At 37.6% G+C, this 22,682-nt stretch carries 26 protein-coding genes and 1 tRNA gene; 15 read left to right on the top strand and 12 right to left on the bottom strand.

The window, feature by feature from the left end:
- The first annotated feature begins 45 nt into the window (after positions 1-45).
- The gene (gene aqpZ / locus ASG21_RS18965; protein WP_056084533.1) at positions 46-759 is read left to right on the top strand and encodes an aquaporin Z; all 714 of its coding nucleotides are present in this window, start codon (positions 46-48) and stop codon (positions 757-759) included.
- A gap of 49 nt (positions 760-808) precedes the next feature.
- Here the strand turns inward: aqpZ and ASG21_RS18960 are convergent, their stop codons facing one another.
- The 6 genes from ASG21_RS18960 to ASG21_RS18935 form a co-directional block, all read right to left on the bottom strand.
- Positions 809-1,354, bottom strand: a complete 546-nt coding sequence (locus ASG21_RS18960; protein WP_056084531.1) for a hypothetical protein — start codon at positions 1,352-1,354, stop codon at positions 809-811.
- Between the two features lie 212 nt (positions 1,355-1,566).
- Positions 1,567-2,547: an acyltransferase gene (locus ASG21_RS18955; protein WP_056084529.1), complete on the bottom strand. Its 981-nt coding sequence runs from the start codon at positions 2,545-2,547 to the stop codon at positions 1,567-1,569.
- A gap of 161 nt (positions 2,548-2,708) precedes the next feature.
- Positions 2,709-3,521 (bottom strand): UDP-2,3-diacylglucosamine diphosphatase, encoded by an 813-nt coding sequence (locus ASG21_RS18950; RefSeq protein ID WP_056084528.1) that lies wholly within the window; start codon positions 3,519-3,521, stop codon positions 2,709-2,711.
- A gap of 27 nt (positions 3,522-3,548) precedes the next feature.
- The gene (locus ASG21_RS18945; RefSeq protein ID WP_056084526.1) at positions 3,549-3,995 is read right to left on the bottom strand and encodes a 6-carboxytetrahydropterin synthase; all 447 of its coding nucleotides are present in this window, start codon (positions 3,993-3,995) and stop codon (positions 3,549-3,551) included.
- Between the two features lie 71 nt (positions 3,996-4,066).
- A complete protein-coding gene (locus tag ASG21_RS18940; RefSeq protein ID WP_056084523.1) occupies positions 4,067-4,735 on the bottom strand; it encodes a Yip1 family protein in 669 nt (222 codons plus the stop codon).
- A gap of 42 nt (positions 4,736-4,777) precedes the next feature.
- On the bottom strand, positions 4,778-5,161 hold the full coding sequence (locus ASG21_RS18935; RefSeq protein ID WP_056084519.1) for a thioesterase family protein: 384 nt from the start codon (positions 5,159-5,161) through the stop codon (positions 4,778-4,780).
- 106 nt (positions 5,162-5,267) lie between these two features.
- Between ASG21_RS18935 and ASG21_RS18930 the strand changes: the two genes are divergently transcribed.
- Positions 5,268-5,918 (top strand): double zinc ribbon domain-containing protein, encoded by a 651-nt coding sequence (locus ASG21_RS18930; RefSeq protein WP_056084516.1) that lies wholly within the window; start codon positions 5,268-5,270, stop codon positions 5,916-5,918.
- A 60-nt stretch (positions 5,919-5,978) separates the two neighbouring features.
- Here the strand turns inward: ASG21_RS18930 and upp are convergent, their stop codons facing one another.
- Both upp and der read right to left on the bottom strand, forming a co-directional pair.
- Positions 5,979-6,629: a uracil phosphoribosyltransferase gene (upp, locus tag ASG21_RS18925; protein WP_056084787.1), complete on the bottom strand. Its 651-nt coding sequence runs from the start codon at positions 6,627-6,629 to the stop codon at positions 5,979-5,981.
- 108 nt (positions 6,630-6,737) lie between these two features.
- Entirely contained in the window at positions 6,738-8,048 is a 1,311-nt protein-coding gene (der, locus tag ASG21_RS18920) for a ribosome biogenesis GTPase Der (protein WP_056084514.1), read from the bottom strand.
- A 282-nt stretch (positions 8,049-8,330) separates the two neighbouring features.
- Between der and ASG21_RS18915 the strand changes: the two genes are divergently transcribed.
- Both ASG21_RS18915 and map read left to right on the top strand, forming a co-directional pair.
- A tRNA-Gln gene (locus ASG21_RS18915) sits at positions 8,331-8,401 on the top strand.
- 109 nt (positions 8,402-8,510) lie between these two features.
- Complete coding sequence (gene map, locus ASG21_RS18910; RefSeq protein ID WP_056084511.1) at positions 8,511-9,275, top strand: type I methionyl aminopeptidase; 765 nt, start codon at positions 8,511-8,513, stop codon at positions 9,273-9,275.
- 68 nt (positions 9,276-9,343) lie between these two features.
- On the opposite strand, the gene ASG21_RS18905 is transcribed toward map, so the two are convergent.
- The gene (locus ASG21_RS18905; RefSeq protein ID WP_056084508.1) at positions 9,344-9,835 is read right to left on the bottom strand and encodes a hypothetical protein; all 492 of its coding nucleotides are present in this window, start codon (positions 9,833-9,835) and stop codon (positions 9,344-9,346) included.
- Positions 9,836-10,047: 212 nt separating this feature from the next.
- Positions 10,048-12,321, bottom strand: coding sequence for a catalase/peroxidase HPI (gene katG / locus ASG21_RS18900; protein WP_056084506.1), 2,274 nt, complete (start codon positions 12,319-12,321; stop codon positions 10,048-10,050).
- A gap of 381 nt (positions 12,322-12,702) precedes the next feature.
- Here katG and ASG21_RS18895 point away from each other — a divergent pair, with 381 nt between their 5' ends.
- The 5 genes from ASG21_RS18895 to proC all read left to right on the top strand — a co-directional run bounded on the left by ASG21_RS18895 (position 12,703) and on the right by proC (position 16,572).
- Positions 12,703-13,164 carry a heme-binding domain-containing protein gene (locus ASG21_RS18895; protein ID WP_056084502.1) on the top strand — a complete coding sequence of 154 codons (462 nt, stop codon included), beginning with the start codon at positions 12,703-12,705 and terminating at the stop codon, positions 13,162-13,164.
- 3 nt (positions 13,165-13,167) lie between these two features.
- Entirely contained in the window at positions 13,168-13,581 is a 414-nt protein-coding gene (locus ASG21_RS18890) for a DUF393 domain-containing protein (RefSeq protein ID WP_056084501.1), read from the top strand.
- An 83-nt stretch (positions 13,582-13,664) separates the two neighbouring features.
- Complete coding sequence (locus ASG21_RS18885; RefSeq protein ID WP_056084498.1) at positions 13,665-14,330, top strand: DUF4290 domain-containing protein; 666 nt, start codon at positions 13,665-13,667, stop codon at positions 14,328-14,330.
- Positions 14,330-15,637, top strand: a complete 1,308-nt coding sequence (gene murA / locus ASG21_RS18880; RefSeq protein ID WP_056084495.1) for a UDP-N-acetylglucosamine 1-carboxyvinyltransferase — start codon at positions 14,330-14,332, stop codon at positions 15,635-15,637. The genes ASG21_RS18885 and murA overlap by 1 nt, the downstream gene beginning before the upstream one ends.
- Before the next feature lie 131 nt (positions 15,638-15,768).
- Positions 15,769-16,572, top strand: a complete 804-nt coding sequence (gene proC / locus ASG21_RS18875; protein WP_056084492.1) for a pyrroline-5-carboxylate reductase — start codon at positions 15,769-15,771, stop codon at positions 16,570-16,572.
- Here proC and ASG21_RS18870 read toward each other — a convergent pair.
- The gene (locus tag ASG21_RS18870) at positions 16,553-16,975 is read right to left on the bottom strand and encodes a VanZ family protein (RefSeq protein WP_056084490.1); all 423 of its coding nucleotides are present in this window, start codon (positions 16,973-16,975) and stop codon (positions 16,553-16,555) included. The genes proC and ASG21_RS18870 overlap by 20 nt on opposite strands.
- Before the next feature lie 55 nt (positions 16,976-17,030).
- Here ASG21_RS18870 and lnt point away from each other — a divergent pair, with 55 nt between their 5' ends.
- From lnt to ASG21_RS18845, 6 genes are all read left to right on the top strand, one after another.
- Positions 17,031-18,671, top strand: a complete 1,641-nt coding sequence (gene lnt, locus ASG21_RS18865; RefSeq protein ID WP_056084487.1) for an apolipoprotein N-acyltransferase — start codon at positions 17,031-17,033, stop codon at positions 18,669-18,671.
- A gap of 122 nt (positions 18,672-18,793) precedes the next feature.
- On the top strand, positions 18,794-19,036 hold the full coding sequence (gene rpmB, locus ASG21_RS18860; protein WP_034760742.1) for a 50S ribosomal protein L28: 243 nt from the start codon (positions 18,794-18,796) through the stop codon (positions 19,034-19,036).
- Between the two features lie 3 nt (positions 19,037-19,039).
- Positions 19,040-19,222, top strand: coding sequence for a 50S ribosomal protein L33 (gene rpmG, locus ASG21_RS18855; protein ID WP_027373683.1), 183 nt, complete (start codon positions 19,040-19,042; stop codon positions 19,220-19,222).
- Between the two features lie 19 nt (positions 19,223-19,241).
- Positions 19,242-19,394, top strand: coding sequence for a DUF4295 domain-containing protein (locus tag ASG21_RS19970; RefSeq protein WP_065399141.1), 153 nt, complete (start codon positions 19,242-19,244; stop codon positions 19,392-19,394).
- A 185-nt stretch (positions 19,395-19,579) separates the two neighbouring features.
- Complete coding sequence (gene ftsY / locus ASG21_RS18850; RefSeq protein WP_056084484.1) at positions 19,580-20,533, top strand: signal recognition particle-docking protein FtsY; 954 nt, start codon at positions 19,580-19,582, stop codon at positions 20,531-20,533.
- 49 nt (positions 20,534-20,582) lie between these two features.
- Entirely contained in the window at positions 20,583-20,843 is a 261-nt protein-coding gene (locus ASG21_RS18845) for a GlsB/YeaQ/YmgE family stress response membrane protein (RefSeq protein ID WP_056084481.1), read from the top strand.
- A 70-nt stretch (positions 20,844-20,913) separates the two neighbouring features.
- Here the strand turns inward: ASG21_RS18845 and sppA are convergent, their stop codons facing one another.
- Positions 20,914-22,668, bottom strand: coding sequence for a signal peptide peptidase SppA (gene sppA, locus ASG21_RS18840; RefSeq protein ID WP_056084478.1), 1,755 nt, complete (start codon positions 22,666-22,668; stop codon positions 20,914-20,916).
- Positions 22,669-22,682: the final 14 nt, after the last annotated feature.

The raw sequence follows: 22,682 nt of genomic DNA, 5'->3' as shown, positions 1-22,682 counted from the left end.
TTAATTTTTGTACATTCGCTGCCTTAATTAAAAATACAATACTTGATGATTTCAAACACTTCAAAATTCGTTGCCGAAATGTTCGGCACCATGGTTCTCGTACTTATGGGTTGCGGAAGCGCCGTAATCGCCGGTGCAGACGGCACTACAGGCGTAGGTCTGTTAGGAATTTCCTTTGCATTTGGTCTCAGCGTTGTTGCAATGGCGTATGCAATCGGTCATATTTCAGGTTGCCATATTAATCCTGCAATTTCAATCGCAATGGCTGCAGCGGGAAGGATGAAAATGAGCGAGGCAGCCCGTTACATCGTTGCACAAATTCTCGGAGCCATTATCGGAGCCGGAGTTCTTTACTTGATTTTTACCAATCATCCCGGAGCGGAAATGAAAGAATGGGCTTTAGGGTCTAACGGCTGGGGAGATGGATATCTTGATGCTTACAATATGACAGCGGCTTTCGTTGCTGAATTTGTTTTCACATTTATTTTCCTGATGGTTATTTTGGGATCAACTTCCACAAAAAACATCAACGGCGGTTTTGCCGGTTTGGCCATCGGATTGGCTTTGGTTCTGATTCACATTGTTGGAATTAAAATTACGGGAGTTTCTGTGAATCCTGCAAGAAGCATCGGACCTGCGATTTTTGCAGGTGGTAAAGCAGTTTCTCAATTATGGCTGTTTGTTGCGGCTCCGGTTTTGGGAGGTATTGCTGCAGCTTTTACTTATAATTTACTGATTGAAAAGCCTGAAGCAAAGTAATTTAACGATAAATATAAAATGTAATTCCTGCCTTTTCTGGCAGGAATTTTTATTTTGGTTTCCTGATTTCGAAAGGATTTTTAAAAATCAGCTCTTCATGTTTTCCTTTGATCTCCATTTTTCTGTACAGGAGATTTAAAGCCATCTTTCTTATGAATGTATCTTTATCCGTTAGGCTCCAGTAAAGATCTTCGTGCACTTTTTGGGGTTCCCGGACGAGATAGAATTCTGTTTCCCAGGAATCGACATTGTGATAAAATTCGATAATTCCGCAATGTTCGGGAATCGTGGAATGCTCGATCATTCCCATCGGCAGTAAGAAGCTGAACGAATTGCAGATGTAATCGCCACAGCAGATTTTATCGTGCTTCAGAAATTTTTCGCCCGTCGAACTGTTGATATAAGATTTTTTAAAATCATTTTTAAAATCACTTTTAGAAAGCTTGATTTCAATTTCATGACTGAAACCTTCGGAATTGATAATCAAAATATCTGCTTCCCAGTCTGCCTGAAAATGATTGGTCAGCACAATCTCCTTCTCAAAATCGCACTGAGAATGAATGTAGGCATGAACGAGTTCTTCTATCTTTAACATGTTTGAGCGTCGGAGTATTTTAGTGTTTTAGTGTTTTAGTGTTTTAGTGTTTTAGTGTTTTAGTGTTTTAGTGGGAAATTAAATAAAGTACTTCAAATTCAAGGAAGAAAAGTGATCAATATTGGTTTAAAATCAGATGAAAAATAAATTGGGATTAAAAAACTTAAAATTGACCAGTCTCAAACGCTCTTACTCTCAACCCTCAAACCCAATCAACTTACTAGAAGGCTGCATCCGCGGATATCAGAATGATCTATTCTTCCCAAAACCTGAAATTTATCTTCCATAATTTTTCCTAAATCCTGAGTGGCAATAAATGAACATGAATGAATATTCGCCAAATCAATTATATTGATCGCTCCCGTCCTACCCTCTTTTTCATAACTGAAAGGATCTTCCACATTTCTTACCAAAACGCGCATCCAGTTCGGACATTGATAAAGGTTTTCTCCTAAAGAATAAGCCTGCGAAAGCAGTTCTGTCATGGAATATTCTGAATAAATTTTATCGGTTTTAAAACCTTCCTGCAGAATTTTCAGCAATTCATCTTTGGTCATTTCTTCTTTTCTGCCTTTCATACCGCCGGTTTCTATCACTGTAAGAGAGTTCGAGGGTTTGAGGGTTTGAGAGTTTGAGCTGCAAAAATCCAGAAAATCTAACAGGGCGAATGAAACTCCGAAGAGAATGACTTTTTTGTCTTTCAGTTCATTTAAAAGTTTAAACAAATCTTCGTGATTGTAAAGAAAGTATCCGTTTTCAGGCTTATCTGATTTTTTCATTAAAAAATCGACCATGTAAATCAGTGATGAATTTTGTTTCTCCAAATAACTTGGCAACAGACCGAGGAAAATAAAATCTTCCGGCTTGCCGATGAACTGTTCGAAGCTTCTGTAAATACTATTCTCGTACAAATCCGTATCAGCGATGAAATGTTTAGACAGATTCATCTGCGTTGTTCCCGAACTCTGAAAGTATAAATCTGTGAAAACATTTTTATCTAAAATCTGATGATTTTTAAACATCTCAATCGGCAAAAACGGAATTTTTGCCACCTCATCTACATTTTCAGGATTAATTTTCAGATAGTCAACAAACTTTCGGTAGATCTCAACATTATCGTATTGAAATCTGAAAGTTTCGAGACAGGCTGCGACAAAATCCATGTCAGTCCTGATGTCAAATATATTTTTCAATGTATTTAAAATTTAATTTAGAGCTTAATGATTCAAAATGAAACAATTATGTTTTTAAACTTTATAATTCACATTTAATTTATCCGGAATAAGCAAAGTTGGTCGGGTATTTGCAAATCAATCGGCGGAATATGGATTAGGAATAAGGGCTGTAGAACCCTTTATTCGGAAATTACCTCTTTTAGGGGTAATTTTTTTTGTTCAGAATCTTCAAAGGTCTTCAATTCAAAATCATGCTCGAAAACACCGTAGGTAAAATAGGAAATCCAGTCTCCGAGATTAACGTATTTTGAGTTTTCATTTAAATTTAAAATCATTGGCAAGTGACGATGACCGTAAATAAAATAGTCGATTTTTTCTGTTTCCAGTTTCTTCTTGGAGTAAATAATCAGAAACTCTTTGTCTTCGCCCAAAAACGCCTTGTCTTCATCACCGGAAATCATTTTGTTTTTCTGAGACATATACAAAGCGATTTTCATCGCAATATCCGGATGCAGCCATCTGAAAAACCACTGCGCAATCGGGTTGGTAAAGACTTTTTTCATTCTTTTATACCCTTTATCGCCCGGCCCCAGACCATCACCGTGAGCGAGCAGAAACTGTTTTCCGCCCATTTCAAAATACTGCTTTTTATAGAAAACAGTACATCCAATTTCTTCCTCAAGATAATCTTTCATCCACAAATCGTGGTTTCCGACAAAAAAATAAACCTGAATTCCGTGGTCTTTTAATTCTGCAATTTTACCTAAAACCCGTACATATCCTTTCGGAATTACGTGATTCCACTCGTGCCAGAAATCAAATAAGTCTCCCATCAGAAAGAGCACCTGCGCATCTTCCTTGATCTGATTCATCCAACGGATAAATTTCTCCTCACGCAGTTTGCTTTCCTTCGGATTCGGTGCACCAAAATGCTGATCTGAAGCAAAATAAACTTTCTTTCCGGACTCGAGACTGATGGTTGTTTTAAGCACTTTTCAGAATTTAATTGAGCAAAAAAATTATTGATTGTCTTCTGCAAACCATTCTCCGTAAGAGTTTTCGGTCTCATGAAGTTTAAGATATGCCAGAGAGATTCCTTCAGGAAGTTTGGCTTTTACTTTCGCAGCGATGGCATACAGCATATTTTCACAAGTTGGCTGAAAGTTGCAGTAGATTACTTTCTGGCCTTTATTTTCAAGTTCCTCTCCCATTTCCCTGTGCGGAGAAACGCCGTTGATTAAAACCGCATGATCCCAGACATCAACGATTTCAGCTTTCACGATGGTTTTTATATCTCCGAAATCCACGACCATTCCGTTCTTAGGATTCTCCAGATCATTGATTGGTTTTCCCTTTACGGTAACGAAAAGTTTGTAGGAATGCCCGTGCATATTTTTACATTTCCCGTCATAATTGTACAAAACATGAGCAGTTTCGAATGTAAAAATTTTTGTAATACGTATCATGCTGCAAAGATAGGGAAATTCAAAATTTAAATGAATGACCTTATCCTGACTTTAAAATTTATTCCTCCTAATTAAGAGAATGCATAAAACAGCGCAGCCAACAAAAGAAAAGGAACCACAATAACACAAATGGGCAGGATCAGATTGAGAACAGCTTTCCAAACCGAAAATTTCTGTACTTCCGAAAGTCCGATCACCATAAAAACAAGCGTTGTAAGGGAAAGCACCACTTCACAGAATACTGATATCCAGAAAACAATGTCTCCGAAAGCAGTTGCAGTATCATACTCAACATCCCTGAAAACATCAACTCCGAATATTGCAATTTGCGGAATGATAAAAACCAATGCTAAAGTGGAAGGCAACAATGCATACGCCATCATTCTGAAAATGGATGTAGTATTGCCGGCACCATCCAGCCATTTTCCTGTCCAGCTCGTCAGTGCAGCATAAATGAAATAGGAAATCCAGCCAAACGCTCCACCGAATACCACACCGAAAAAAAGAATGAAGAAAAGAGAAGAATCATCACCAGTATTTTTTGTAGAAGCACGGTCTAAAGCGCGTACAACACCTGCAAAGAAAAGCACAATATAGAAATACTTTTCGTATTGGGTGTCATTTATAAATTTAAAAACCTTTCTTGGCTGAGTCCAGATTTTTGTAAAAACATCCTGATTGGAAAGCGCTTCGTATTTTTCGAATTCTTCAAATTGATTCTCTGTAAATTTAGTTTCCATGGAGTTTATTAGATACGCGAAAGTAGTGATATTTATTAAAAATTACAGTAATTCGAGCCAGCCGGCATCGAGTCTTTTTACTTTTTGCGTTTCCCGGTCAATAAAAACCCAGAGTGTCAGAGAATCTACTACCAGAATATCATTGCAGTAAAATTCCACTTTCCTTGGCTGACGGATTCCTTCAGGTGGTTTAGGATAGGTTCTGATCGTGATTACATCTCCCAGATAAACCTGTTTTTTATACTGAATGTGATGATCTAAAAGCATCCAAATGTCAAAAGGAAAACCTAAATGATCTTTCACCGTGTCCCAATGTTCCCCTGCAACTTCCTCAACCCATTTCACATACTGCACGTTGTTGACGTGATTATTGAGATCAATATGCTCTTCTGTAATCTTTATTTTCTTTTCAAAAATCAAACCCATACTCAAAGATATTGATTTTATTTTTTTTAAAATTAACCTGAAAATTTCACTTCAGGTATTTCATCTTTCGGAGAAAATTATTATTTTGGTTTCATAAAACACACAAATGATCCTGGATGTTCTTTTCCCGAACCGCTGCATTCACTGCAACCGAATTATCGACGGCAATTTACTGGTTTGCAATCTTTGTTTTGAGCAGATTCACTTCACTCATTTTGATTATCATTCTGAAAATAATCTGAAAGAAAAGTGCAAACTCCTCTTCCCTGTTGAAAATGCTTTTTCGCTGATGCAGTTTGAAAAGGAAAATTTAAGCCGAAAAATAATCCATGAACTGAAATACAAAAGCCGCGAAAATGCCGGAAAAGTTTTAGCTGAATGGCTCATTGACAGTCTGGAATTTAAAGGAAAGCCGGATTTATTGGTTTCCGTTCCGCTGCATCCGAAAAAACTAAAGGAACGAGGTTACAACCAACTGCATTTGTTTACAGAAACGCTGTCGAAGTTTTATAAAATTCCGTTCAGCCATGATTTAATCAAAAGAAATCATTATTCAAAAGCTCAGGCTTTGAAAGACAAACAACACCGTCTTGAAACTCTAAATACTTTTTCTATTACAAGACCAATTTCAAATCAACATATTTTGCTGATTGATGATGTTTTTACTACCGGAAATACTTTAGCAACTGTTGCGTGGGAAATTCTGAAAGCCGGACAAAATAAAATCAGTGTTCTGGTGATGGCAATGGACGAATAAATATGGGTAATGAGTGATAGATAATAAGTAATTTGCTGTAATAGCTGTATTGAACTGTTATTATCTCTGCAACTTTTCGCCATAGCTTAAATCTCCGGCGTCGCCTAAGCCCGGTGTGATGTATCCTTTTGAAGTCAGATTTTCATCAATTGCTCCAACCCAGATTTTGGCGTCTGGATATGCTTTTTCTATGGTTTCAACACCTTGTCTTGAAGCGATAGCTGCAACGATATGAAGTTGTGTCGGCGTTCCGTTGGTTAATAAATCCTTGATGGCTTCGATGAGAGAAGCACCAGTCGCCAACATCGGATCAGCAACGATCAATGGTCTTCCGTCGATATTCGGGCAGGTTAAATAATCCTGTTTGATTGAAAAATAATCGTTGGCGTCGTGTTTTCTGTAAGCTGCCACGAAACCGCAATCGGCTTTGTCAAAATAGTTTAAAATACCTTCAAATAAAGGAACTCCTGCTCTTAAAATGGTTGTAATGACAGGTTGTACGGCAATTTCTTTCACTCTAAGTTGATCTAAAGGAGTCTGAATTTCAACTTCCTTCGTTTCTAAATCTTTAGAAATTTCGTAAGCTGCAATTTCCCCGATTCTTTCCATGTTTCTGCGGAATCTCATCCGGTCGTGCTGAACATCGACGTTTCGAAGTTCGTTGATCCACGAATTGACTAAAGAAAACTGTTGTGAAAGGATTACTGTCATAGTTTTAATTTGAAAATAAAAAATTTGAAAATGAGATAACGAATTTCGTTTCATGCAAAATAATGAATTAATTTTCAAATTAACTCATTTCCAAATTTTCAAATTAATTTATTTCTGTCTGAAATACACTTCAATCGGAACTCCGGTAAACCCGAATTGTTTTCTCAATTGATTTTCAGTAAATCTCTTGTAAGGCTCCTTCACATATTGTGGCAGGTTACAGAAAAATACAAACTGCGGCGACGGCGTAGGAAGCTGTACACAGTATTTGATCTTGATGTACTTCCCTTTGTTTGCAGGTGGCGGCATTGCTTCAAAAATCGGAAGCATTACTTCGTTTAATTTTGAAGTTTTAATTTTCTTTTTACGGTCTTCGTAAACAATCATTGCCATTTCAACAGTCTTCAAAATTCTCTGCTTCGTTAAAGCCGAAACAAACAAAATTGGAATATCGCTGAACTGACCGATTTTATCTCTGATCGCTTTTTCGAAATCCCTTACGGTGTTTGTGTTTTTGTCTTCAACCAAATCCCATTTGTTGACAACGATTACGATTCCTTTTCTGTTTTTCTGAGCCAAACCGAAAATGTTCATATCCTGAGATTCCCATCCTAAAGTAGCATCAACCATGATGATGACAACGTCAGAATATTCAATCGAACGGATAGATCTCATTACAGAATAGAACTCCAGATCTTCATTTACTTTAGATTTACGACGCATTCCGGCAGTATCTACCAACACAAACTCATGTCCGAATTTATTGTAAAGAGTCTGAATACTGTCTCTTGTAGTTCCTGCAACGTCAGTTACGATATTTCTTTCTACATCAAGCAAAGCGTTGGTCATGGTAGATTTTCCAACATTCGGACGGCCGGCAATAGTAATTTTTGGCAACCCTTCGAATGGATCTTTATAATCTGTCGTTGGGAAATCTCTTACAATATCATCCAGAATTTCTCCTGTGCCTGATCCTGTAGCAGAAGATAAAGTATAATATTTATCGATGCCTAACTGGTAAAATTCTGTTGCTGCAACTTCTTCTTTCGCAGAATCTACTTTGTTGATGACGATATAAGTCGGTTTGTTTGATCTTCTGAGCATTTCGTGGATTTCGTAATCCGTGTCTGTAAGACCTTCCTCCACATTCAACATAAAAATAATCGAAGTAGCTTCATCAATTGCAAGCTGAACCTGTTTTGAAATTTCTTCCTGAAACACGTCATCGTTATTCACATCGTAACCGCCGGTGTCGATTACAGTGAATTCTACACCATTCCAATCCGATTTACCGTAGTGACGGTCTCTGGTTACCCCTGAAGTAGAGTCTACAATAGCCTCTCTTCTTTCTAAAAAACGATTAAATAACGTGGATTTTCCTACGTTGGGACGCCCAACAATAGCAACAATATTTGACATAAAAAATGTTTAATAATCCTTCGGCAAAGCGATAGGACAAGATTATCAATGAGTTACTCCAACTTTTGGAGCTCAATTTTTTGCAAAGATAAGCTAATTTTAACTAAGAATGATGTTTAAAAAATTTCCGGTCTCGATTCTAAGATTAATTTTAAAGAATATTTCATTTAAATCCATAAAAATTAAATCTCTGTTTTTCAATATTTAAAGAAGATCAGACGTAAAATTTTTAAATGAAATTTTTATTTTTGAAATAAATTATATAATTTCGCAGTCAGATAAAGACCTATAGTGTAACGGTAGCACTCCGGTTTTTGGTACCGTCAGTCGGGGTTCGAATCCCTGTGGGTCTACAAACCATCCTTTTTACAGGATGGTTTTGTTTTTTATCAGAGTTTCCTGCAATCTTGCGTTTACACCTTGTTTATTTATTTTCTAACTTTGTATTTCAAATACATCACTATGTCAATCACCAACGAAAACGAACTCGCCGGAATGCAAAATGTAAGCAAAGCTGTTGCATTAACATTGAAAGCAATGGTTGATTACGCTAAACCAGGCATGAGCACAAAGGATCTTGATGATTACGGAGCTAAAATCCTCTCAGAATATGGCGCAAAATCGGCACCCTATGTAACTTATGGTTTTCCGGGATTTACCTGCATCAGTGTCGACAACGAATTTTGCCACGGAATTCCCTCTGAAAACAGAATTTTGCAGGATGGTGACCTCATCAACATTGATGTTTCAGCCGAACTCAATGGGTTTTGGGCAGATAACGGAAGTTCTTTTGTGGTTGGAAAAGACATTCATCAACACCAAAAACTGGTGGATGCCTCCAAGGAAATTTTAGAAAAAACCATCAGCAACATCAGTGGAGGAAAAAAAATTGCCGACATCGGACACCTGATGGAAACTGAAGCTAAAAAGAGAGGATACAAAGTTATTAAAAACCTCGGCGGTCATGGCGTTGGAAGAAGTCTTCACGAAGAACCGGATGAACTTTTGAACTACAAAAACCGTTTCGACAACAGAAGATTTAAGAAAAATTCAGTTGTTGCTATTGAAACATTTATCTCGACCGATTCAAGTATTGCCGTGGAACTGAATGATGGCTGGACGATGGTTGGAAACCGTGGTGGCTACATGGCTCAGCACGAACACACCATTTTGATTACCGATGGAAAACCTATGATTTTAACCGAGATGAACGGAATCTGGAATTAGTTTTACATTCCTTTAATCGAAATTCTTTTAAATCTCACATGAAAAGTGAACGGAATCTGGAATTAGTTTTACATTCCTTTAATAAATGCATAAATCCCCACACCAATCCCAACGTAAGCTACAACAGTAATTATGTCAGCGATGGGTTGTGAAAAACGTTTTTCTGCAATATTCTCACTGTCAATCTGATTTTTATGGAATTTGAGGATGGTTTCAGGTCTTTTCACAGGATGTGCAACCAAACTGTCACCTTGCCATTTATCTACAATAATTTTGTATGAACTTCCACCAACATTGATTCTGTAATTTTTACCTACCGCTAGTTTTTCCTGAATATTTACCGGTAATGGTTGCGCAGGAGCTGAGCCAGGCTGCTGTTTCTGTGCCTGCATTTCAGCTGTTCCATCCGCCATTTGAACAGGTGTAGCTTCAGAATTCGCAGCACGTCTTTTTGCCTGCTCATCGCCTTGTACTGGCAACTCAACAGGTTTTTTAACCTGATAAGTGTAGCAACTTACCAAAGAAAACAACAGCGCTATGAGATAAATATTTTTTTGCATTAGCCAAATTTAAGAATTAAACGGATTATTTTGTGTTTTGTTTTGAAAGTTTTTGATTTTCAGAAAAAATCCGGCGGCTTAAAAAGACCGTTTCCTTTCAAAAACATTCATGTAAAGAAGTTTGTCCTATTTCAATAATAAACCAAAATGCCATTATAAACACAAAGCCACCGAAACAAAATTTCAGTGGCTTTATTTTAAATGTAAATGAATTATTTTAAATCAAATCTATCCAGTTCCATTACTTTCTCCCATACTTTTACAAAGTCTTTTGCGAACTTTTCTCTGGCATCTGAAGAAGCATACACTTCTGCAATGGCTCTTAATTCAGCATTTGAACCGAAAACCAGGTCTGAGCGGGTCGCCGTCCATTTTTTCTCATTTGAATTACGGTCGCTGCCCTCATACAACTCTCTGTCCTGCGACGTTGCCTTCCACTGCGTGTGCATATCAAGAAGATTCACGAAGAAATCATTACTTAAAGTTTCCTGATTCTGAGTGAAGACTCCATGGTTTGAACCGTCAAAATTAGCATTTAAAACTCTCAAACCTCCCAGCAGAACCGTCATTTCCGGAGCTGTAAGGGTTAAAAGCTGCGCTTTATCAATTAAAAGAGATTCTGTTGAAACATTTTTATTTCCTTTTCTGTAATTTCTGAAACCATCGGCCAAAGGCTCAAGATATCCCACAGATTCAATGTCAGTCTGATCCTGAGAAGCATCCGTTCGTCCTGCATTGAATTTTACTGAAATCTCAAAACCGCCGTTTGACGCTGCTTTTTCAATTCCTGTATTACCAGCCAGAACGATTAGATCGGCCAGTGAAACTTTTTTATTGCCGGATTGAGATTCATTGAATTTTTTCTGAATATTTTCAAGCACATCAAGAACCTTCTGAAGCTGTGAAGGATTGTTTACGGCCCAATATTTCTGCGGAGCCAGACGTATTCTCGCGCCATTGGCTCCGCCCCGTTTATCACTTCCTCTGAAAGTAGAAGCAGATGCCCATGCAGTCGAAACCAATTCGGAAACAGATAAGCCTGAATTAAAAATTTCAGATTTCAGATTCTGAATATCATTTTCACCAATCAATTCATGATCAACTTCAGGAAGCGGGTCCTGCCAGATCAGCTCTTCTGACGGAACTTCCGAACCTAAATACCTTGCCTTAGGACCCATATCTCTGTGAGTCAACTTAAACCATGCTCTCGCAAAAGCGTCTGCAAACTCGTCAGGATTTTCAAAAAACCTTCTTGAAATTTTCTCGTATGCCGGATCAAGTCTTAAAGACAAATCCGTAGTCAGCATAGTTGGTCTGTGTTTTTTACTGGCATCAAAAGCGTCAGGAATAATCTCCGCTCCTCCTTTCGCAACCCATTGATGAGCACCTGCCGGACTTTTTGTAAGTTCCCATTCATTTTCAAATAAATTTTTAAAGAAATGATTGCTCCATTTCGTCGGCGTTTCTGTCCAGGTCACTTCAAGTCCGCTGGTGATGGTATCTTTTCCTTTTCCGGTATTGAAAGAACTTTCCCAGCCAAAACCCTGAGATGCCAAATCTGCTGCCTCAGGTTCTTTTCCGACGTGGTCTGACGGACCTGCACCATGGGTTTTTCCAAAAGTGTGTCCGCCGGCAATCAAAGCGACGGTTTCCTCATCATTCATTGCCATTCTGCCAAAGGTATCCCTGATGTCTTTTGCAGCAGCAATCGGATCGGGATTTCCGTCCGGACCTTCAGGATTCACATAAATCAGTCCCATGTGAGCCGCTGCCAAAGGTTTTTCAAGATCCCGGCTGTGAGTTCCGCCGGTAGCATCTTCGTCGGAAGAAACTACGCCGTGAGCATCCAGACCCGGCTTTCCGTCAGAATATCGCTCCTCATTTCCCAGCCAAGTGTGTTCAGAACCCCAATATACATCCTGATCAGCTTCCCAGACATCTTCCCTACCCCCGGCAAAACCGAAAGTTTTGAAACCCATCGATTCCAACGCAACGTTTCCAGTGAGAATCAAAAGATCTGCCCACGAAATTTTATTTCCATATTTCTGTTTGATTGGCCACAAAAGCCTTCTTGCTTTATCTAAACTTACATTATCCGGCCAGCTGTTGAGCGGTGCAAATCTCTGCTGACCTCTCGCTCCGCCGCCACGACCGTCAAAAACACGGTAAGTTCCGGCACTGTGCCACGCCATTCTCACGAAAAGCGGTCCGTAATGTCCGAAATCAGCAGGCCACCAATCCTGAGAATCGGTCATTAAAGCGTGAAGATCATTTTTTAAATCCTGGTAATCTAAAGATTTGAAAGCCTCAGCATAGTCAAAACTTTCATCCATAGGATCTGAGAGGTTGGAGTGCTGACGCAAAATATCAACCCTTAACTGTTTTGGCCACCAGTCGCGGTTGTCTGTTCCACCGCCTGCCACGGTCTGATTCATTTGTCCGTTGTGAAAAGGGCATTTGCTGATGTCTCCATTTTGGTTTTCCATATTTAAATTTTTAATATTTGTATTGATGTAAATTTAAGGTGTTTAAATTATAATTTTAATCTATTGATAAAATATTTATGATTTATAAAAACTATTATTCTGTGATTTACATTTAAAATTATTACTGATGTTTTAAGTAGTATAGATTTCTTTAAAATTAAAATACTTTTTTCATTCTGTACTATTTAATTTTTCCAACTCATTTTTAAAATTAATAAAAAACAGATAAAAAAACTTCCTGAATCTGAAAGTTTAACCAAAATTTAAGTTTCAGAAATAAAATTTAGATTGATTCCAATTTATAAAATGACTAATTTGTGTTTTCAAATAAATTGGTAAGAACATTGCAGTTTACATTTCACCTTCTCAATACCCAACATTATGCTTAAAAAAATATTCGTTATTGTCCTGGTAGGATTTATCATCATCCAGTTTTTTCCGATCGATAAAACCAATCCGCCATTGGAGCCGGGCATGGATTTTTTACGAATAAAAGACACGCCACCGGAGATTGCCAAATTAATCAGGACATCGTGCTATGACTGTCATTCCAACGAGACGAAATATCCATGGTATTCGAGCATTGCACCTTCATCATGGTTTGTGAAAAATCATATTAACGAAGGGAGAAAAGAACTGAATTTTTCCACTTTCGCAACGTATGAGCCATCCAGACAAATTCACAAGATGGAAGAAGCTGCAGAAATGGTTGAGAAGAAAAAAATGCCTTTAGATACTTACTTTATCGGGCATCAGGATGCAAAACTATCTGATGAAGAGCGAAAAAAACTCGCAGATTATTTTAAATTTCAAATCAAACACACCAAAATTAAAAACAACTAAACCGTGGAAAACTGGGAAAACAAACACATTATTTTTTTTGACGGAGACTGCGGTGTGTGCAATTTCTGGGTACAGTGGATTTTACAGCGGGACAAAAAAAATCAGTTTATGTTTGCTTCCCTACAGTCAGATTTCGGGCAGAAATTTCTGGGTGAGAGAAATTTAGACAAAAAACAGTTCAATACCCTTTATCTGTGGAAATTTGGTTCCTATTATTTAATAAAATCCAAAGCCATTATCAAAGTTTTAGACTTACTGGGCGGCTTTTACAGCATAGGAAGTTTAATCGGAAAAATATTTCCTACTTCTCTGAGTGACCGTCTGTATGACGTCATCTCAAGAAACAGAATGAAGATCAGCAATCAGAAATGCTTTTTACCGACTCCGGATGAGCGAAAGAAATTCATCGAGGTCTGAAATGCTTTAAAATATCATTAAATATTTTTAAACTTTAAAGATTTTCTGAACATTTTTTTTATTAATCCATATATTTGCAAACTATGGAATACAATACCCAAAAAACTCAGCTACTTTTGCCGGAATATGGCAGAATCATACAACAGTTGGTTGAGCGTTGCAAAGAGCTTCCTACAAAAGAAGAACGAAGCGAAATGGCAATGGCAATCATTGATTTTATGGGGCAGAGAAATCCTCACTTAAGAGACGAAGAAAACTATAAACATAAACTTTGGGATCATCTTTACATTCTGGCAGATTATAATCTGGATGCAGATTCTCCCTACCCTTTTCCTACAAGAGAAGATCTTGCGGAAAAACCTCAGAGAATGGAATATCCTAAACTTCAGGGAGATTTCAAATTTTACGGAAAAAGCATTCTTCAGCTTATCGAAAAAGCAATAGAACTGGAGCCAGGCGACGAAAAAGAAGCCCTGATCGAAGTGATTGCCAACAACATGAAGAAGTCTTATAATGTTTATAACAAAGAGCACGTAACGGATGATGTGATTTTCCGTCATTTAAAAGAACTGTCAAAAAACAGACTTGATTTAACCAATATTGAATCTCTTGAAAAAAGCAAAATCTATTACGCAACTGCCAATAGAAGCAATGCTAACAAGAATAATAACAGAAATCAGGGGAATTCTAATACTAACGTCAACAAAAGAAGATTTACAAACAACAATAATAACAAGAACAGAAGGTAATGAGCGGGACTTTTCAAATAAGAGGAGGAAAAAGACTACAGGGAGAAATCACTCCACAAGGGGCAAAAAATGAGGCGCTCCAAATTTTGTGTGCAGTTTTATTAACAGATGAAGAGGTAAGAATCAAAAACATTCCCGACATTCATGATGTAAACAGACTTATTGAGATTTTAGGTGATTTCGGAGTGAAAGTCACTAAAAATGCTCACGGTGATTACACTTTTAAGGCAGATAATGTCAATTTTGATTATATTAAATCCAACGAATTCAAAAAAGACGGTGCCAAACTGAGAGGTTCAATTATGCTGATGGGACCAATGCTTGCCCGTTATGGTGAAGCTTATATGCCAACTCCTGGCGGTGACAAAATCGGAAGAAGAAGACTGGATACGCACTTTCAGGGTTTAGTGGAACTTGGTGCAGAATTTAACTACGATGAAGAAGAATATTTCTATTCATTAAAAGCAAAAGAACTTAACGGAAAATTCATTCTTCTGGAAGAAGCTTCTGTAACCGGAACAGCAAATATTGTGATGGCGGCGGCTTTAGCCAAAGGAAAAACCAGAATTTACAACGCAGCTTGCGAACCTTATCTTCAGCAGCTTTGTAAAATGCTGAACAGAATGGGTGCCAACATTGCAGGTATCGGTTCAAATTTACTGACGATTGAAGGAGTAACCCATCTGAACGGAACCGAGCACACAATGCTTCCGGATATGGTGGAAATCGGTTCGTGGATTGGTCTTGCAGCCATGACGAAATCTGAAATCACCATTAAAAATGTTAACTGGAACCAACTTGGCGTTATTCCAAATACATTCAGAAAATTAGGAATCCAGCTTGAACAGAGCGGTGACGATATTTACATTCCATCTCAGGAACATTATAAAATTCAGAAATTTATCGACGGATCTATTCTTACGGTTTCAGATGCGCCGTGGCCGGGCTTTACTCCGGATCTGCTTTCCATTATTCTGGTGGTGGCAACTCAGGCAAAAGGAAGTTTATTGGTACATCAGAAAATGTTTGAATCGAGACTGTTTTTCGTTGATAAATTAATCGATATGGGCGCTCAGATTATCCTTTGCGATCCTCACCGAGCAACAGTTATCGGTTTAAATCAGGAATCTCCGTTGAGAGGAACAACCATGGTTTCGCCAGATATCAGAGCCGGAAATGCACTTCTTATTGCAGCACTTTCTGCTGAAGGAAAATCAATCATCCACAATATCGAGCAAATCGACAGAGGTTATGAAAACATCGATGGCAGATTAAAAGCTATTGGTGCTGATATTGAGAGAATTTAATTGAGTCGGAAGTGGGAAGATGGAAGTTTAAAACTAAATTTTTATTATTACTCATTACCAATTACTCATTACTTATACAAAACGCTTGGAAAACCTAAGCGTTTTTATGTTTAAAACAAAAACACACAACTATGAAAATTGCTATTATCGGAGCCGGAAATATGGGTCTGTCATTCTCAAAATCATTTTTAAAGTACGAACTAATAAAACCGGAAGACCTTCATCTGATTACCCGAAATCAAAATAAAATCAACAAAATAAAAGAAGAATTTCCAAAGTCTCAAATTTCCATTTTTGAAACTGTTGATGAAATAAACGCAGATTTAATTATCATTGCCGTAAAACCTCAGGATTTCCAGCATGCAGCGGAGAACTTTAAATTTAATTTAAATGAAAACCAAATGGTTCTTTCCATCATGGCAGGAATTAAAATCGAAAAAATCCAAAGATTACTCAACCATAAAATGGTGGTAAGAGCTATGCCCAACTCGCCTACACTTTTAGGAATGGGAATCACAGGTTATACTGCTGCAGAAGGCATTTCATTCAGTAAGTTAATTAATATTGAAAGATTCCTCAACTCGACTGGAAGATCAGTTTATCTGGAAAATGAAGAGCTTCTGGATGGTGTTACAGCCCTTTCAGGAAGTGGTCCGGCGTATTTTTATTATATTGTTGATGCCATGATCAAGGCGGGAACCGAAATGGGAATTGATGAAAATTTATCTAAACTTTTCGTGAAGCAAACCATGCTCGGCGCATATCACCTTATTAATAATTCCGATAAAAATCTTGAAGAACTCATCAAAGACGTTGCATCAAAAGGCGGAACAACCGAAGCTGCTTTGAAGACTTTTAATGAAAAAGATTTAAAGGAAATTTTAAAGCAAGGAATTTTAAATGCTGAAAAACGCGCTAAAGAACTAAACGGTTAAATTTCTTTTCCATAAACCTGCGAATCTGAAATCCGACAAAAACACCGAAACTGTTTAAAAGAATATCATCAATCTCGAAAATTCCGAGACGGGTAAAATACTGCATTCCTTCAACGATAAAAATAGCAGAAATAAATGCGTACATCAGGCTTTTCAGGTTCTTCAGCTTCGGGAAAACCCAGCCCAGAAAACCAAAAGGAATAAACATCAGAACATTTCCCAGAACAATTCTCACAATATCCCACCAGCGGATCGTATTTTCAATAAAGCTCAGCGTAGAATATACCGGTTCGATCCTGATGACATTTTCATCAAACTGAAATCTGCCCATCCCAAAAAACATCAGATAAAGCAGAAATAATGTGTACGGAAAAATAGTAATTTGATAAAACTTCTTTAACATCTGCGGCAAAGATATTCATTTCAAAAAGACTAAATTTGTGCATTAAATATTTTTAATGAAACATTTACTTCTCACGCTTATTGCGGCGATGCTGCTCTCGGTTTCATGGCCTACTTACGGCGTTCCTTTCTTTATATTTATTGCTCTGGTTCCACTTTTGGTGATGGAACACGATATTTCAAAATTTTCAAATTACAGAAGAAAAAGTTGGGTGGTTTTCGGATTAACTTATATCTGTTTTGTCATCTGGAACGTAGTGACCACAGGCTGGCTTTACGGCTCAAAAAATCCTGACGGAAGCCATTCAATGATGGCGGTTCTTTTTCCGGTTCTGATCAATTCATTACTGTATTCACTCATTTTTCAATGTTATCACTGGTATAAAAATGCGCAGGGAACGTATTGGGGGCTGGCATTTTTCGTGAGCATCTGGATGTGTTTTGAGAAATTTCACCTTAACTGGGAACTCACCTGGCCGTGGTTGAACTTAGGAAATTCTTTTTCAGAATATCCAAAATTAATACAGTGGTATGATACGCTTGGAGCCACAGGAGGAAGTTTCTGGATTCTGATTATCAATGTTTTTATTTTCTATACCATCAGAATCTGGCAGGCAGGCCGTAAAAGAAAAAGTTTAATCATTAATTCGTCTGTGATTGCTTTACTGATCGCTGTTCCGATGATTATTTCTATTTCTAAGTATAATAATTTTGATGAAAAACCAATCGGTGAAGTAAATGTTTTAATGCTTCAGCCTGAACTTGATCCGTACAACGAAAAATACCAGAAAGACAGCATTACCATTCAGAATGAACTCTTAGGTCTTGCCGAAGAACATTCAACCACAAAAATCGATTATTATATTGCTCCTGAAACCGCAATTCCCGGGCGGGGTTCGATTTCTGAAACCGCCTTTGAAAAGAGTCAACTTTTAAATACTGTAAAATCATTTTTAACCAAACATCCAAAATCTGTTTTTGCATCAGGAATTTCTTCACATAAATATTATTTAAATTCAGAAAATCTTCCGAAAGAAGCCTACCAAACCAGTTCAGGAGCCTGGGTTGAAAGTTACAACTCAGCAGTACAGATTATTCCTAACCAAAAAATAGAAGTCTATCACAAGGGAAAACTTGTTCCCGGTGTGGAAATTTTCCCCTATATGAGTTATTTGAAGCCACTTTTAGGAGACGCAATGATTAATTTAGGCGGAACAGTTGCTTCTTTGGGAATAGACAAAGAAAGGGTCGCATTTTCGAACCCTTATAACAAAGGGAAAATGGCTCCGATCATCTGCTACGAAAGCATTTACGGTGAATTTGTAACGGATTATGTAAAAAAAGGCGCCAACTTTTTCGCCATTATGACCAACGATTCCTGGTGGGGCGTTACGGAAGGGCACAGACAGCTTCTTTCTTATGCGAGAATGCGTTCCATTGAAACAAGAAGAGAGATTGCAAGGGCTGCCAACAGCGGAATTTCAGCGCATATCAATGCTTTGGGAGAGATTGAAGAAGACACTCTGTACGGCGACAAAACAGCACTGTTTGCGAAAATTAAACTGTATGAAGGCGAAACATTTTATACCCGAACCGGAGATTTCATCTCAAGAATCTGCATGTTTGCATTTGGGTTTCTGTTGTTTTATTTAATTTTCAATTGGATTAAAACAAAAATAGATTCTAAAAAGGCTTAGGCTAAGATTTAAAGAAAGTTGTGATAAAAATTTAATAAATAATTTTATAAAATATTTGTCTGTCTAAAAAATAATCCGTTATTTTGCAACCTCAAATATTATACAAATAAGAACATCGAGATATGTCAAGAATTTGCCAGATAACAGGAAAGCGTGCAATGGTTGGTAACAACGTTTCCCACGCTAATAACAAAACGAAGCGTCGTTTTGAAATTAACTTATTGGAAAAGAAATTTTACCTTCCAGAGCAAGACAAGCACGTTACGCTGAAAGTTTCAGCTCATGGATTGAGAATCATTAACAAGATTGGAATTGAAGAGGCTATCGAAAGAGGCATCAGAGAAGGATTGATTAAAAAGAACTAAATCATGGCAAAAAAAGGAAACAGAGTTCAAGTAATTCTTGAATGTACAGAGCACAAAGAAAGCGGTATGCCAGGAATGTCAAGATACATTTCTACAAAAAACAAAAAGAACACTACAGAAAGATTGGAATTGAAAAAATACAATCCGGTTCTTAAGAGATCTACCCTTCACAAAGAAATCAAGTAATTTATAAATATAATTTACCATGGCAAAGAAAGTAGTAGCAACCCTACAAAGCGGACAGTCTAAAAAAATGACTAAAGTGGTGAAAATGGTGAAGTCTTCTAAATCAGGAGCTTACGTTTTCGAAGAGAAAGTAATGAACGCAGACGAAGTAGACGGTTTTTTGAAAAAATAATCACTTCGGTCTATCGAAATACAAAAACTATCCGGTTTTCGGGTAGTTTTTTTGTTATATTTGCTTTTCTAAGCTGGGTGCTGGATGTTGGGTGCCGGATGTCGACAAACATAAAATTTTATTTTGCAAACATCAAGATTCCAACATCTAGCTTCCGACATAATTAAAATTCCGCATTCATAAAAATGAGCTGGTTTAAAAATATTTTTAAAAAAGAAGAAAAAGAAACTCTTGATAAAGGTTTGGAAAAATCAAGTCAGGGCTTTTTCGAAAAAATGACGAAAGCCGTTGTCGGCAAAAGCAAAGTTGATGATGAAGTTCTCGATAATCTTGAGGAAATCCTTATCGCTTCAGACGTAGGTGCTTCCACTACGATCAAAATCATCGGCAGAATTGAAGAACGTGTTGCCAGAGACAAATACGTAAGTGTTGGCGAGCTCGACAAAATTTTACGTGACGAAATATCCGGCCTTCTGCTGGAAAATCCACATAAGGGTACAGGAAATATTGATACCTCAAAAAAACCTTATGTTATCATGGTCGTGGGTGTAAACGGTGTCGGAAAAACTACAACGATTGGAAAACTTGCACATCAGTTTAAATCTGAAGGTAAAAAAGTAGTTCTGGGTGCTGCAGATACCTTCCGGGCTGCCGCAGTAGACCAACTGGTGATCTGGAGTGAAAGAGTGGGCGTACCGATCGTAAAACAGGAAATGGGATCAGATCCTGCTTCCGTTGCTTTTGACACTGTACAGAGTGCCGTAGCTCAGGATGCAGACGTGGTGATCATCGATACGGCAGGGCGACTTCATAACAAAATCAATTTAATGAACGAACTTTCCAAAATTAAGAGGGTGATGCAGAAAGTAATTCCTGATGCACCCCACGAGATCTTATTGGTTTTGGACGGTTCCACAGGTCAGAATGCTTTTGAGCAGGCAAAACAGTTTACTGCTGCTACAGAAGTGAATGCTTTGGCAGTCACCAAATTAGACGGAACAGCAAAAGGAGGCGTAGTAATCGGAATTTCAGATCAGTTTCAGATTCCTGTAAAATACATCGGCGTCGGCGAGAAAATGCACGACCTTCAGCTTTTTAATGGTACAGAGTTTGTAGATTCATTTTTCAAGAAGAGATAATTGATATCTTTCTGAACAAACACTATTAATAACATTAAAAAATTATTTTATGGGATTCATTACCTGGATTATCTTCGGGCTTTTAGCCGGAGCAATCGCTAAACTGATCATGCCTGGTAAACAAGGCGGCGGATGGCTTATCACTATCATTTTAGGAATCGTTGGTGCCTTCATAGGAGGTTTAATCGGCGTTTACGTTTTACATTGGGGAGATGTAGATTCTTTCTGGAATTTCAGAAGTTGGTTCCTTGCAATTGGTGGAGCAATCATTGTAATATGGATCTACGAAATGTTGACCAGAAAACGTTAATTACTATTCAATAAAAAAATAAATCCGGCATCTGAAATTCAGATGCCGGATTTTTTATGAACAGTATAATTTAGTCTATTCTGATCTGGAAAGGCATTTCCATTTTCACTTCAGATTTCAGCTTTTTATCTGTAAGCTGCATCAGAATCTCATAGTTTGATTTTCCGATTTTATTCTTCAGTACTCTTGCGGAAATATCGTCTTCATTCATTCCATCAAAGATCTGCTCGAAAGCAGTTTTCTCTTCAGGATATGATTTTACTCTGTAATCTTTAAGATTAGCTTTGGCTGCGGCAAATTTCACGGCATCATTTAAAGATCCCAATTCATCCACAAGTCCGATTTCCTTGGCTCTTGTTCCGCTCCAGACTCTTCCGCCACCAACGGCATCAATCTGTTCGAAAGATTTCTTTCTGTTTTGAGTTACAAAATGTACAAATCTTTTGTAAGTACCCTCAACACTTTTTGTAATCATCGCAACACCGTGCGGACTTAAACCATTTAATGATGAATAATAAGCTGAATTGGCATTGGTCGCTACAATATCTGAGCGTACTCCATTTTTATTGGCGATTTCTTTAAAGTAAGGCAAAACTCCGAAAACACCAATCGAACCTGTTAGAGTATTCGGTTGGGAATAAATTTTGTCAGCGGCCATTGCAATATAGTAACCTCCCGAAGCCGCGTAATCACCGAAAGAAACGATAAGTGGTTTTTTCTTTTTCAACTGCTGAAGTTCAAATAAAATCTCATCTGATGCATTAGCGCTACCGCCAGGGGAATTAATTCTGAGAACTACTGCCTTTACTTTCTTATCGTTCTGTAAGTCTTTGATGTATTTTAAATATTTTTCAGAATAAATCTCGTTATACTCATCACCGCTGTTGATAGAACCTGAGGCATAAAGTACTGCTACCCTATCACCTGATTTTTCTTCATTTTTAAATGAATCCACATATTTACTGAGGGAAATTTTTGACAGCTTATCTTTTTCTTTAAGACTCAACTTAGACTTCAGCATCTGATCATACTCTGTTTTTTGAATTAGCTTGTCAGCAAGTTTAAACTTTACGCTTTCCTCAGGAATCATCCCGTACAAACTATCTACAACAGTTTTGAACTGCGGTAATTCAATTTTTCTTGAAACTGCAATTTTAGAAGAAGTACTGTTCCAGATATCATTCAAAAGTGTACTGAGCTGTTCCTTATTTTCAGGTGAAATTTCATTAGCTATAAACGGCTCAACAGCAGATTTAAACTTACCGTGACGTATTACTTCAATTCCAATCCCGTACTTTTCAGCAAATTCTTTAAAGAAAGTAACCTCCGTAGACAGACCTTTCAGCTCGATGCCACCTGATGGGTTAAGAAAATACTGATCTGCCACAGAACCTAGATAGTACGAAGACTGCGAAACTGTATTTCCGTAAGCGTAGACAAATTTTCCGCTCTTTTTAAAATCAGATATGGCCGTACGCAAATCGTCAATCTGCGTAATACCTGCATTAAGATCATCTGCTTCTATACTGATACCTTTAATGTTTTTATCATCCTTTGCTTTCCTGATTGCCTCTACAGCATCGTAAATAAGAATCTCTTTGCTCTTATTGCTGAATGCAAAAACATCTTTCTGTACTTCTGTCGGGCTGTCTATAATCTCAGTTTTAAGATTAATGGTCAGTACTGAGTTTTTCTTCACCTCTACAGAAGAACTCTCACTTGCAGAACCCACGGCAATCATTACAATAAAAAAGATGAAAAACAGGCAACATAAGATAGCTATAGCCACTATATTTGCCAGAACATTTTTAAAGAAACTCTTCATAAATAATAATTTTA

The sequence above is a fragment of the Chryseobacterium sp. Leaf394 genome (genome assembly GCF_001424105.1).
Taxonomy (GTDB): domain Bacteria; phylum Bacteroidota; class Bacteroidia; order Flavobacteriales; family Weeksellaceae; genus Chryseobacterium.
Note: the sequence above shows the minus strand (reverse complement) of the source record. Positions and strands in the feature narration are given on the sequence as shown.